At 64.8% G+C, this 12,888-nt stretch carries 12 protein-coding genes; 10 read left to right on the forward strand and 2 right to left on the reverse strand.

Features of this window, described 5'->3' with window-relative positions:
- Positions 1–114 precede the first annotated feature (114 nt).
- Positions 115–1,641, reverse strand: coding sequence for a helicase HerA-like C-terminal domain-containing protein (locus CQ050_RS27625; protein WP_105560028.1), 1,527 nt, complete (start codon positions 1,639–1,641; stop codon positions 115–117).
- A gap of 161 nt (positions 1,642–1,802) precedes the next feature.
- Here CQ050_RS27625 and CQ050_RS27630 point away from each other — a divergent pair, with 161 nt between their 5' ends.
- The 7 genes from CQ050_RS27630 to CQ050_RS27660 all read left to right on the forward strand — a co-directional run bounded on the left by CQ050_RS27630 (position 1,803) and on the right by CQ050_RS27660 (position 7,038).
- Positions 1,803–2,534 carry a YebC/PmpR family DNA-binding transcriptional regulator gene (locus CQ050_RS27630; protein ID WP_105560029.1) on the forward strand — a complete coding sequence of 244 codons (732 nt, stop codon included), beginning with the start codon at positions 1,803–1,805 and terminating at the stop codon, positions 2,532–2,534.
- 70 nt (positions 2,535–2,604) lie between these two features.
- Entirely contained in the window at positions 2,605–3,912 is a 1,308-nt protein-coding gene (purD, locus tag CQ050_RS27635) for a phosphoribosylamine--glycine ligase (protein ID WP_105560030.1), read from the forward strand.
- A gap of 14 nt (positions 3,913–3,926) precedes the next feature.
- The gene (gene hemF / locus CQ050_RS27640; protein WP_105560031.1) at positions 3,927–4,838 is read left to right on the forward strand and encodes an oxygen-dependent coproporphyrinogen oxidase; all 912 of its coding nucleotides are present in this window, start codon (positions 3,927–3,929) and stop codon (positions 4,836–4,838) included.
- Positions 4,835–5,422: a nicotinate (nicotinamide) nucleotide adenylyltransferase gene (gene nadD / locus CQ050_RS27645; protein WP_105560032.1), complete on the forward strand. Its 588-nt coding sequence runs from the start codon at positions 4,835–4,837 to the stop codon at positions 5,420–5,422. Before hemF ends, nadD begins: the two co-directional genes overlap by 4 nt.
- A 74-nt stretch (positions 5,423–5,496) precedes the next feature.
- Positions 5,497–5,901 carry a ribosome silencing factor gene (gene rsfS / locus CQ050_RS27650; protein WP_105560033.1) on the forward strand — a complete coding sequence of 135 codons (405 nt, stop codon included), beginning with the start codon at positions 5,497–5,499 and terminating at the stop codon, positions 5,899–5,901.
- A gap of 8 nt (positions 5,902–5,909) precedes the next feature.
- A complete protein-coding gene (rlmH, locus tag CQ050_RS27655) occupies positions 5,910–6,380 on the forward strand; it encodes a 23S rRNA (pseudouridine(1915)-N(3))-methyltransferase RlmH (protein WP_050449060.1) in 471 nt (156 codons plus the stop codon).
- 34 nt (positions 6,381–6,414) lie between these two features.
- Positions 6,415–7,038 carry a nucleoside triphosphate pyrophosphatase gene (locus CQ050_RS27660; protein WP_105560034.1) on the forward strand — a complete coding sequence of 208 codons (624 nt, stop codon included), beginning with the start codon at positions 6,415–6,417 and terminating at the stop codon, positions 7,036–7,038.
- 18 nt (positions 7,039–7,056) lie between these two features.
- Here the strand turns inward: CQ050_RS27660 and CQ050_RS27665 are convergent, their stop codons facing one another.
- A complete protein-coding gene (locus tag CQ050_RS27665; protein ID WP_105560035.1) occupies positions 7,057–8,406 on the reverse strand; it encodes a dicarboxylate/amino acid:cation symporter in 1,350 nt (449 codons plus the stop codon).
- Positions 8,407–8,807: 401 nt separating this feature from the next.
- On the opposite strand from CQ050_RS27665, the gene CQ050_RS27670 reads away from it, so the two are divergent.
- From CQ050_RS27670 to CQ050_RS27680, 3 genes are read left to right on the forward strand one after another with little or no spacing between them, the layout of a single operon-like run.
- Complete coding sequence (locus tag CQ050_RS27670) at positions 8,808–10,667, forward strand: ATP-binding protein (protein WP_105560036.1); 1,860 nt, start codon at positions 8,808–8,810, stop codon at positions 10,665–10,667.
- Positions 10,664–12,091, forward strand: coding sequence for a sigma-54 dependent transcriptional regulator (locus tag CQ050_RS27675; protein ID WP_233214332.1), 1,428 nt, complete (start codon positions 10,664–10,666; stop codon positions 12,089–12,091). The genes CQ050_RS27670 and CQ050_RS27675 overlap by 4 nt, the downstream gene beginning before the upstream one ends.
- A gap of 32 nt (positions 12,092–12,123) precedes the next feature.
- Positions 12,124–12,732 (forward strand): GNAT family N-acetyltransferase, encoded by a 609-nt coding sequence (locus tag CQ050_RS27680; RefSeq protein ID WP_105560037.1) that lies wholly within the window; start codon positions 12,124–12,126, stop codon positions 12,730–12,732.
- Positions 12,733–12,888: the final 156 nt, after the last annotated feature.

Consider the following 12,888-nt stretch of genomic DNA (forward strand, 5'->3'; position numbering starts at 1 on the left):
TCCTTAGTTTTCCTTTGATAGACCGCCCAGAATCATAGGCACAAACCGGCGCGCAGCAACACCCCCCGTTACAAAACGGAAGTGTTGCATTTTGTGAATGGCAACGCGGCCGTATCAGCGCCGGCTTTTGGATCCCAGCAGCGACCCTAATATGCCCCGAGTCAGCTCCCGGGCGATCGACCGAACGGTGCTTTTGGCCATGGTCTGGACAACGCCGTCACGTTTGCCGCCCCGCGGGCCGGTCGACCCGAACAGAACGTCGTTCAGGCTATCCATCAGGCCGCCCCCCGACGCCTCGGCGGGCGCGTCGGCGGCCGTAGGCTTGCCCGGCGCAGCCGGCGTCTGCCCGGCATCCGTCGGTGTCGCCGCGCGGCCCGCCAGGACCTCGTAAGCGGACTCACGATCGATGGCCTTTTCGTACTTCGCCGCCATGGGGCTGCCCTGGCGCAGCGTCTGGCGCTCGGCGTCCGTCGCCGGGCCAATCCGGCTGGCCGGCGGCACGATGAAGGCGCGCTCGGTCGGCATGGGCCGCCCCTTGGCGTCCAGCAACGACACCAGCGCTTCGCCAACGCCCAGTTCAGTGATGGCCGCTTCGACATCCAGCCCCGGATTCGGGCGCATCGTCTGCGCCGCCGTTTTCACGGCCTTCTGGTCGCGTGGCGTGAACGCCCGCAAGGCGTGTTGCACCCGGTTACCCAACTGTCCAAGCACGGTATCGGGAATATCCAACGGGTTCTGCGTCACGAAGTAAACGCCCACCCCCTTGGACCGGACCAGGCGCACGACCTGCTCGATCTTGTTCAGCAACGCCGGCGGCGCATCATTGAACAGCAAATGCGCCTCGTCGAAGAAGAAAACCAGCTTGGGCTGGTCCATGTCGCCTACCTCGGGCAGCTTTTCGTAAAGGTCGGCCAGCAGCCACAGCAGGAAGATGGCGTACAGGCGCGGCGCCTGCATGAGTTTGTCGGCAGCCAGCACATTGACCATGCCGTGCCCCTGGGCATCCGTGCGCATCAGATCGGCCACATCCAGCATGGGTTCGCCGAAGAACTTCTCGGCCCCCTGGGACTCCAGCGCCAGCAGGCCGCGCTGGATCGCCCCGACGCTGGCGGACGACACGTTGCCATAGCGGGTCTTGAGTTCGGCCGACCGGTCGGCCACGTTCTGGAGCATGGCCCGCAGGTCTTTCAAGTCCAGCAGCAACTGGCCTTCGTCGTCCGCGACCTTGAACACCAGGGTCAGCACCCCTTCCTGCGTGTCGTTCAATTCCAGGATGCGCGACAGCAGCAGCGGCCCCATATCGGTGATGGTGGCTCGCACCGGCAGCCCTTGCTCGCCGAATACGTCCCACAGCGTGACCGGGCTGGCAGCCCAGGCGGGCTCGGCCAGCCCCAGGCTTTTCAGGCGCTCGGCCAGCTTGGGGCTGGCCGAGCCCGCCTGCGAAATACCGGTCAGGTCGCCCTTCACGTCGGCCATGAAGACCGGCGTGCCGATGCGGGAGAACGATTCGGCCAGCACCTGCAGCGTGACGGTCTTGCCCGTGCCGGTGGCGCCGGTGATGCATCCATGCCGGTTGGCCAGGGCGGGCAATAGCGCCAGCTCGGCCTGTGCATTTTTGGCAATGACGATGGGGTTGGGCATGTGCAGCGCTCCGGACCAGGGAATCAGTGGGATGCCCAAGTGTAGAGCTTGCCGCCCGGCTTGTGCGCGTGGCAATAAGGACACACGCGCGGCCCTCCCGGGCGCGCGGACCGCCGGCACGGTAAAATGCCGCTTTTGCAGACAATTTATCCTGGGAAGCCATGGCCGGACACAGCAAATGGGCCAATATTCAGCACCGCAAAGGGCGTCAAGACGCCAAGCGCGGAAAGCTCTGGACCAAGATCATTCGTGAAATCACCGTGGCGGCGCGCGCCGGCGGCCCCGACCCGGACAGCAACCCGCGCTTGCGCATGGCCTGGGACAAGGCGACCGACGCCAACATGCCCAAGGACAACATCCAGCGCGCCATCCAGCGTGGCGCGGGCGGCGCCGACGGCGACGCCTATGAGGAAGTCCGCTACGAAGGCTACGGCATCGGCGGCGCGGCGGTCATCGTCGATTGCATGACCGACAACCGCACGCGCACCGTGGCGGAAGTCCGCCACGCCTTCGCCAAGAACGGCGGCAACCTGGGCCAGGAAGGCTCGGTGGCCTTCATGTTCAAGCACTGCGGCCAATTCGTGTTCGCCCCCGGCACGCCGGAAGACAAGGTCATGGAAGCCGCGCTGGAAGCGGGCGCCGAAGACGTCGTGACCGACGAAGAAGGCGTGATCGAAGTCGTTTGCGCACCGGCCGACTACGCCGCCGTCCGCAAAGCGTTCGACGACGCCGGCCTGAAGGCCGAAGTCGACGGTATCGTCATGAAGGCCCTGAACGAAACCGAGCTGGCCGGCGACGACGCCATCAAGATGCAGAAACTGCTCGACGCCCTGGAAGGCCTGGACGACGTGCAGGAAGTCTATACGACCGTCATTTTCGACGAAGCGCAGTAAATCCCTCCTGTTGACGCGCGGGCGGCCCATGCCGCCGGCGCGCCAGTGGCAACCTTCAGACTCACGCAACATGAAACTCCTGGTTATTGGCTCGGGCGGCCGCGAACATGCCCTCGCCTGGCGGCTGGCCCGCTCCCCGCGCGTACACAAGGTGTTCGTCGCGCCGGGCAACGGCGGCACGCAACGGGCCGAGCAGATGGAAAACATCGCGCTCACCAATGCCGAGGAATTGGCTGATTTCGTCCAGCGCGAGGGCATCGCTCTGACGGTCGTCGGCCCGGAAGCGCCGCTGGCCGCGGGCGTCGTGGACGTGTTCCGCGCCCGTGGCCTGAAGATCTTTGGCCCCACCAAGGCCGCCGCGCAGTTGGAAAGCTCGAAGGACTACGCCAAGGCCTTCATGGTCCGGCACAACATCCCGACGGCCCGCTACGAGACGTTCACCGATCCGGCCCTCGCCCACGCCTATATCGATAAGGAAGGCGCCCCGATCGTGATCAAGGCCGATGGCCTGGCCGCCGGCAAGGGCGTCGTGGTCGCCACCACGCTGGAAGAGGCCCACGCCGCCGTCGACGCCATGCTGGGCGACGGCTCGATGGGCGCCGCCGGCGCGCGCGTCGTCATCGAAGAATGCCTGGTCGGCGAAGAGGCCAGCTTCATCGTCATGTGCGACGGCCGCAACGTGCTGGCGCTGGCGACCAGCCAGGACCACAAGCGCCTGCAGGATGGCGACCAGGGCCCGAATACGGGCGGCATGGGCGCCTATTCGCCCGCCCCGGTGGTCACGCCCGAGCTTCATCACCGCATCATGCGCGAAATCATCCTGCCGACCGTGCAGGGCATGACGCGCGACGGCATCCCCTATACGGGCTTTTTGTACGCCGGCCTGATGATCGCCCCCGGCGATGATCCCGACCGCGCCATCAAGACCCTGGAATTCAACTGCCGCATGGGCGACCCCGAAACGCAGCCCATCATGATGCGCGTCAAGAGCGACCTGCTGGACGCCCTTGAGCACGCCGTGGAAGGCACGCTGAACCAGGCCGACATCGTCTGGGACCGCCGCACGGCGCTTGGCGTGGTGCTGGCCTCGCACAACTACCCGAACACTCCGCGCACGGGCGACGCGATCCGCGGCCTGCCCGCCGACGCCGAAAACTGCATGGTCTTTCACGCCGCCACCGAACTCGACGGCGACGAAACCAAGACCACCGGCGGCCGCGTGCTTTGCGTCACGGCGCTGGGCGACTCGGTCAAAATGGCGCGCGACCGCGTATACGAAGCCATCGACGGCATCCATTTCGATGGCCGCCAGTACCGCAGCGACATCGGCTGGCGCGCGCTAAAGCCGTCCCAGCAAAAGCCCAAACCCCAAGCCTGAACGGAAAGCGATAGATGAACGCCTTGCCCGTCGCCACCGTCCGCGACTACTTCACCGGCTTGCAGGCCCGCATCGTCGGCGCCCTGGAAGCAGCGGAAGGCAGCGCCTTCCGTGCCGATGAATGGGTCCGGCCCGAAGGCGGCGGCGGCCTGTCGCGCCTGCTTGAAGGCGGCAAGCTGTTCGAGCGGGCGGGCGTGCTGTTCAGCCACGTCAAGGGCACGAAGCTGCCCCCGTCCGCCAGCGCCCACCGCCCGGAACTGGCGGGGCGCGGCTGGGAAGCCATGGGCGTGTCGATGGTGCTGCACCCGCGCAACCCCTATGTGCCCACGACGCACATGAATGTGCGGATGTTCATGGCGGCGGCCCGCCCCGGTCATGCCGAATCCGACGTTTTCTGGTTCGGTGGCGGCATCGACCTGACCCCCTATTACCCCTTCGAAGAAGACGCCCGGCATTTCCATACCGTTTGCCGGGACGCGCTGGCCGTGCACGGCGCCGAATACTATCCGCGCTACAAGCGTTGGTGCGACGAATACTTCTTCTTGAAGCACCGCAATGAAACGCGCGGCATCGGCGGGATATTCTTCGACGACCTGAACGCCCCCGGGTTCGACGCTTCGTTCGCCCTGACCCGTTCGGTCGGCGACGCCTTCCTGCCCAGCTACCTGCCTATCGTCGAACGCCGCCGAGAGCTCGCCTACACCGAGCGCGAGCGCGACTTCCAGGCCTACCGCCGCGGCCGCTACGTCGAATTCAATCTGGTCTTTGACCGCGGCACGCTATTCGGGCTGCAATCGGGCGGCCGCACGGAATCCATCCTGCTGTCCATGCCGCCGATGGCGCAGTGGCGTTACGATTGGCAGCCGGAAGCCGGCACCCCCGAAGCGGAACTTGCCGCCTACCTGACGCCACGGGACTGGGTTTGAAGCGCATCGGTCTCCTGGGCGGCAGTTTCGACCCCGTCCACGTCGCACACGTCGCATTGGCGCGCAATGCCTTGCAGACCCTCGGCCTGGCGGCAGTCCAACTTATCCCCGCCGCCAATCCCTGGCAACGCGCGGCGCTGCACGCCACCGGCGAACAACGCTGCGACATGCTTGAACTGGCCATCACGGGCCAGGACGGCCTGGTCGTCAATCCGATCGAAATCGAACGCGGCGGCCCCACTTACACGATCGACACGTTGCGCGCCCTGCCCCGCGACGCGCGCTATGTCTGGTTGCTGGGCGCCGACCAATTGGCCAATTTCTGCACCTGGCGCAACTGGCGAGACATCGCCAGCCTGGTGGATTTGGCGGTGGCGACCCGCCCCGGCACGCCGTTGAAGCCTCCGGCAGAACTCTCCGCCTGGCTGGACGAACATGGGCACCGCCTGGAAGAACTGCCCTTTGCCCCGATGGCGGTATCCGCCTCCGAGATCCGCCGGCGCCTTGCCGCCGGTGAATCCACCGACGGCCTGCTGCCCCCCGCTGTCGCTGCTTATATTGCGGCGCACCAGCTTTACCGATAAACCCACACCCGCCGGGCGCCCAAAGCGCCACGGAGCCGGCATCCGCCGTCCGTCCGCGGGTTATATTTGCAGCTATGGATATAACGAAACTCCAACGCGCCGTCATCGATGCCCTCGAAGACGTCAAGGCGCAAGACATCAAGGTCTACAACACCACGCATCTGACGAGCCTGTTCGATCGCGTCGTGATTGCAAGCGCCACCTCCAACCGCCAGACCCGTGCCCTCGCCTCCAGCGTGGCAGACAGCGGCCGCGCACTGAGCTTGTCCGGCATCACCATCGAAGGCGAGGACACCGGTGAATGGGTCGTCGTCGACTTGGGTGACGTCGTCGTGCACATCATGCAGCCCGCCATCCGCCAGTACTACAACCTGGAAGAGATCTGGGGCGGCAAGCCGGTGCGCGTGAAGCTCCTGCCCGAATCCACCCGCGCGGCGCCGATCCCCACCGACAGCGGCTACGACGACGCCGAAAGCTGAGTTCTGCCGTGAAACTGATCGTTGCGGCCGTGGGCACGCGGATGCCGGACTGGGTGGAGACCGCCTGGGCCGACTACGCCAAACGCCTTCCGGCCGATTGCGCGCTGGAATTGCGCGAGATCAAGCCTGAACCCCGCACCACCGGCAAGACGCCGGCGCAGATGATGGCGGCGGAAGCCAAGCGCATCGAAGCCGCGTTGCCCGCTGGCGCATTGCGCCTGGCGCTGGATGAACGCGGCCGCGACCTCACCACGATGGCCTTGTCGCAAAAGCTGGAACAGTGGCGAGCAGGCGGGCAAGACGTTGCATTCCTCGTCGGCGGCCCGGATGGCCTGGACGCCGACCTGAAGGCGTCCTGCAGCGGGCAATTGCGCCTGTCGTCGCTGACGTTGCCCCACCCCATGGTGCGCGTGGTGCTGGCCGAGCAGCTCTACCGCGCCTGGGCCATCATGACCAACCACCCCTACCACCGCGCCTGACCGCTGGTCGGGCCGACGCCCATCCCGTTCCCGCATGTCTCAGACCACCGGCTCCGAATCCCCCGCCCGCCTCTACCTTGCCTCGGCCAGTCCGCGGCGACGCGAATTGCTGACGCAAATCGGCCTGGCCCACGAGGTCCTGCGGGTGCCTGCGCCGCCTGGCGAAGACGAACCCCAGCATCCCGGCGAAAGCGCCGCCGACTACGTGCGGCGCACCGCAAGCGACAAGGCCTTGCGTGGACGCGACTGGATGCGCAGCCAGGCATTGCCGACACTGCCGCTCTTGGCGGCGGACACCACGGTCGTCCTGGATGGCGTCGTGTTGGGCAAGCCGGCAGACCGCGACGATGCCATGCGCATCCTGCGTGCCCTGTCCGGTGCGACGCACGACGTGCACACCGCTGTCGCCGTCTGGGCTGGCAATCAATTGCTGGAAGCCGTTTCCGTCACGCAAGTCCGCATGCGCGAGCTGACCGACGATGAAATCGGCCGCTATTGCGACAGCGGCGAACCCTTCGGCAAGGCCGGCGCCTATGGCATCCAGGGCTTGGCCGGCACCTTCATCGCCCATATCTCCGGTAGCTACACCGGCGTAATGGGCTTGCCGCTGTTTGAAACGGCCAACTTGCTGCGGGCCGCGGGCATCCAGACGCCCTGAAGCGACTGGCCCCGCGAATCAGGCCGTGTGGCTCAGCGGCGTCTGGGCCGGCGCAGCGGCCTGAGGTGTCTCGGGCAGCGCGGGCGTCTGACCATCCAGCGCCGCGTGCAACTGTTCCTGATCCAACTCGCCTTCCCAGCGGGCGACCACGACGGCAGCCGTCGCGTTGCCGACCAGGTTCGTCAACGCCCGGCATTCCGACATGAAACGGTCCACGCCCAGGATCAGCGTCATGCCGGCGATCGGCACGGACGGCACCACCGACAAGGTCGCGGCCAACGTGATGAATCCCGCGCCCGTGACACCGGCGGCGCCCTTGGAGCTCAGCATCGCAACGGCCAGCAGCAGGATCTGATCGCCCAGCGACAAGGGAATATCGCAAGCCTGCGCGATGAACAGCGCCGCCATCGTCATATAGATGTTGGTGCCGTCCAGATTGAACGAGTATCCCGTGGGCACGACCAGCCCGACCACTGACTTGGAACAACCGGCGCGCTCCATCTTCTGCATCAGGGTGGGCAGCGCGGCTTCGGACGAGCTCGTGCCCAGCACCAGCAGCAGTTCCTCGCGAATGTAACGCACCAACTTCAGGATCGAGAAGCCGTTGTAGCGGGCAACCAGGCCCAGCACCACCACCACGAAAAGCACCGCCGTGGCGTAGAACGTGCCGACCAGCATCGCCAGGTTCACGACCGACTTGATGCCGTACTTGCCGATGGTGAACGCCATCGCGCCAAACGCGCCGATCGGGGCCGCCTTCATCAAGATTGCGACCAGCTTGAAGATGGGCTGCGCCAATGCCGTCATGAAGTTCAGAATGGGCTTGCCGCGCTCGCCCACCATCGCCAGCGCAATGCCGAACAGCACCGCCACGAACAGCACCTGAAGGATGTCCCCCCCCACGAAGGGGCTGAAGATCGTCGTCGGGATGATGTTCATCAGGAAGCCGGTGATGGTCGAATCGTGGGCCTTCGCCACGTACGTCGCCACCGCCTTCTGATCCAGCGTACTGGGGTCGATATGCATGCCGGCGCCCGGCTGGACCAGATGGCTGACCAGCATGCCCATGATCAGCGCCAGCGTCGAGAAAGTCAGGAAGTACAGCATGGCCTTGCCCGCCACGCGGCCGACCTTCTTCAAGTCGCTCATGGCGGCGATGCCGGATGCCACGGTCAGGAAAATCACCGGGGCGATGATCATCTTCACCAGCTTGATGAAGGCGTCGCCCAGTGGCTGCATCTGCTGCCCGAGTTCAGGCCTGAACGCGCCCAGCAAAACGCCCACCACGATGGCGAAAATCACCTGCACATAAAGGATTTGATAGAACTTGAGCTTGCGCGCGGGCGCGCCGTGATCCACGTCGATCATTGGGTTTGTCCCCACCAATGCTCCTTGCCCCGGGCGATTGAGCGCGGCGGGCGACGGAGCGTTATCTGTTTTGTGGCATTGCGTTATCGCCGCAAGCCATTTCACCGAACGGTCGACGCCCGGCTTGCCTTGATATATGCAAACGCCATGCCAGATAAGAAAAAACTCCGCAGCACCGCCAAGCCATTGATATATCGATATTTCCGTCAGGTCCCACACAGCCTTTCACGCCAAGAAAGGCGGAAATCCGCACAAAAAACAGATAAAATGTGCGAAAAACCGCACGCACCATGCCCCACCCCGCCTCCTCGTCTTCGTCCGGCCGCCCTGGCTGGAATGCCGCTCCGCTGCCGCCGCCTCGGCGGCCGCCGGCCAACAAGTCGTGGATACGCCGGACCGCCATGATCCTCATAGCCGCCGGTCTTGTATTCGGCGTGCTGCACGTCGCCACGCAGTGGGCGCGCGACGGTGCCGTCAAGGCGGCGGCCGTCCAAGCGCGGGCTGCCGGCCAGATCAATGCCGCGTTGCTGCGCAACAACCTCGACAAATTCCGGGCACTGCCTTTCGTCTTGACGCGAGACGTCGACGTGCGGGCAGCCTTGCAGGGCGCATCCGACGCGCAGATCGAATCGCTGGACGAAAAGCTCGACACGCTCAGTCGCGGCGTCGGCGCTTCCGCCATCTACTTGCTCGACAAGAAAGGCCTGGCGATCGCGGCCAGCAACTGGCGCGAACCTGCCACGTTCGTCGGTGTCGACTACCAGTTCCGGCCTTATTTCCAAGGCGCCGTCACACGCGGCTTCGCCGAACACTTCGCGTTGGGCACGGTCAGCCATGAAGCCGGCCTGTATCTGTCACGGAGAATCGATGACGCCCACGGCGGGCTGTTGGGCGTCATCGTGCTGAAGGTGGATTTCCGCGATCTCGAGTCCGACTGGCGCCAGTCCATCGCCCCGATCTTCGTTACCGACGAGCACGGCGTGGTGTTATTGGGCAGCATTCCCGACTGGCGCTTCGCCGTCCTGGCGCCGCTCGCGCCCGGCTTGGCGCAAAGCCTGCGCACCAGCCTGCAATTCGGCGACGCCATATTCCGGCCCCTGCCACTGTCGCCAGCGCTCGCGCCGGTCAGCACCGGCGACCTGGTGCGCACCGACGCCGCCGTGCCGCCGTTGCCCAAGGGCGCGCCGTTGTTGCACACGACGCTCCCCATCGTGGAATCGCCTGGTTGGACGTTGCATCTGTTGTCGCCCGTGCAAACCGCCATGACCCAGGCCAGCGCCAACGCCCAATTAGGCGCGTTGCTGACCCTTAGCCTGCTGGCTGCGGCACTCGGCATCGTGCTGGTCAGGCGCCAGCGCCACCGCGAACGTGCCGGACAGCACGCGGCCGTCCAGGCGCAATTGGCGGCGCTGGTGGACGAACGCACGGCCCAATTGCTGGACGTGAACGAGCAGCTGATCACCGAAATGGACGAGCGCCAGCGCACCGAAGTCAGGCTGCACACGATGCAGGATGAACTCGTTCAAGCCACCAAGCTTGCGCTGCTGGGCCAGGTGGCCGCCGGCGTCGCGCACGAGATCAATCAACCCGTCGCCGCCATCCGCGTCTACGCGGACAACGCCATCGAATTCCTTCGACGGCAAGACGCCGGTTCGGTGCAAGAGAACCTTGGCACCATCGCCACGCTGACCGAACGCATCGGCCAGATTACCGGTGAACTGCGCGCGTTTTCACGCAAGGCCGGCGCCTCGGTGGGGCCCACCCGGCTGAAAGAGGCGCTGGATGGCGCCTTGTTGCTGGTCGGTCCGCGGGCTCGTCGTCAGGGCGTCACGCTTCAACGCCCACCCGAAGCGCAGGACTTTCTGGTCCGCGCTAACCGCGTCCGGCTGGAGCAAGTGCTGGTCAACCTGCTTCAGAACGCACTGGAAGCGCTGGAAGGTCGGCCGGAAGGCCGCGTCATTGTCGCCCTTCAAGACCTGGGCGCAACGGTACAGGTCCATGTCAGCGACAACGGCCCAGGCCTGTCGCCAGACGCCAGGGCGCGGCTGTTCACGCCATTTCATACAAGCAAACCGGAAGGCCTGGGCTTGGGGCTGGTTATTTGCCGCGACATCGTCACCGAGTTCGGTGGCGAGTTGCGCGCGGCGCATCCCACCGACCCAGGCTTTCCGACTCCGCACGGTCCTCAGCAGGGGGCCATGTTCACCTTGACGCTGCAAAAGGCAGCCCCCGGAACCTCTCTTCCGGCCCTAACGCCATGACCCGCGCCCCTGACTTCACCGCCTCTGCATCGGCATCTGCCCCAGCATCAGCGGACAACCGCTCCGCCTCGGCCGCCCCTCCTCGTGTCGTCTTCATCGATGACGACGAAGACTTACGGCGGGCAAACGTCCAGACCCTGAAACTGCATGGCATCGCGGTGGAGGCCTACGGCTCCGCCCGCGCCGCGCTCTCCCATCTGGACCGGGATTTCGACGGCGTGGTGGTGACCGACATCCGCATGCCCGATATTGATGGCCTGCAGCTATTCCATCGCTTGCGCGATATCGACCCCGAACTCCCCGTCATCCTCATCACAGGCCATGGCGATATCGCCACCGCCGTGCAGTGCATGCGTGACGGCGCCTACGATTTCCTGGCCAAGCCTTTTCCGCCCGACCGGCTCCTGACTGCAATCGCTCATGCCGCCGAAAAACGGCGGCTGGTGCTCGAGAACCGGCGTCTGCGCGAAGCCGCGTTCGCGTTGGAAGCCGACGACATGCCGTTCATCGGTGCCACACCGGCCATGCAACGCATCAAGCAGACGCTGCGGCACATTGCAGATGCGGATGTCGACGTGCTGGTCGAAGGCGAGACAGGCACCGGCAAGGAAGTCGTGGCCACCGCGCTCCATCGCCTCAGTCGCCGCCGGCATCGCGCACTCGTTGCCATCAACTGCGGCGCCTTGCCCGAAAGCGTCATCGAAAGCGAGCTATTCGGACATGAAGCCGGCGCCTTCACCGGCGCGCAGAAAAAACGCATTGGCCGCATCGAACACGCCAGCGGTGGCACGTTATTCCTGGACGAAATCGAAAGCATGCCCTTGGCCGTGCAGGTCAAGCTGCTGCGTGTACTCGAATCTCGCCAGATCACCCCGCTGGGCAGCAATGACGTCCGCAATCTGGATCTACGCGTCGTCGCGGCCACCAAAGAAGACCTGGGAAGTCCCGCCATTCGTGGCAAGTTTCGCGAAGACCTGTTCTATCGGCTCAATGTCGTCACGATCCGCATTCCGCCCCTGCGAGAACGCCGCGACGACATCCCCCTGCTCTTCGCCCACTATCTTGGCCATGCGTCGCGCCGCTTCAACCGCGACATCCCGGACATGCCGGCTTCGATGAAGCAATACGTCATGACGCACGATTGGCCAGGCAATGTCCGGGAACTCGCTCATTTCGCTGAACGCGTGGTCCTGGGCGTTTTGAGCAGCCCGGCTTTCGACACTCCTCCCGCGCCCGATGCCTCGCAAAGCCTGCCGGAACGGATGGAGCGTTTCGAAGCGCAGCTCATCCGCGACGCGCTGTCCGCGCATCAAGGCGACATCAAAGCCACGCTGGAGTCGCTGGGCATTCCTCGCAAAACCTTCTACGACAAGCTTCAACGCCACGGCATTGATCGCCAACAGTACTTGCGCAGCCAGGATTAAGCAGCGCTGCCCGCTCCCAACAGAAAGGCACCATGAATCTCCCTCCTGCCACGTTCCCCGCAGCGCTCATCCCCCCAAGGCCGCGTCCGCTCCCTGGCGTGCTCATCACGCCAAGGCTACGCCTGGTACCTGCGGCAGTGTCCCATGCCGACAGCGTCCGAACCTATTTGCTAGAGAATCAGAATTATCTGCAACCGTGGGAACCGTTGCGCCACGCCGCCTTTTTCGAACCCTATGCCGTCGCCGAACGGCTACAAGGAATGGCCCAGCGAAACATCACCCAAGACGCGCTCCACTTGTTGTTGTTCAGCCAAGCTTCCGATGAGGTCATCGGCGTCTGCAACTTCACCAATATCGTCCGGGGCGCGTTTCAAGCTTGCCATTTGGGCTACTCAATTGCCGAACGATGCCAAGGTCAGGGCCTGATGCGTGAGGGTTTGGCGGCTGCCATCGAGCACGTCTTCCAGAACCTGAAGCTGCACCGGATCATGGCGAATTACCGCCCGGAAAATACGCGCAGCGCCGGCCTGCTGTCCCGCCTGGGTTTCCAGCGCGAAGGAGAGGCACGGTCGTATCTGCAAATAAATGGAGCCTGGTGCGATCACGTGCTGACCGCGCTGATAAACCCTGCTGATCGTTAGCCGCGAGGGGGTTTCTTTATCCGGGTTGCGTGCATCGCGTTTCGTTCGCCCAAAGACAAAACCCCACAGGATTACCTGTGGGGTTTTGCGGAATAAAAGCCTGACGATGACCTACTTTCACAGACGTCCGTCCACTATCATCGGCGCGAAGGCGTT

Source organism: Achromobacter sp. MYb9 (assembly GCF_002975275.1).
Lineage (GTDB): Bacteria > Pseudomonadota > Gammaproteobacteria > Burkholderiales > Burkholderiaceae_B > Achromobacter.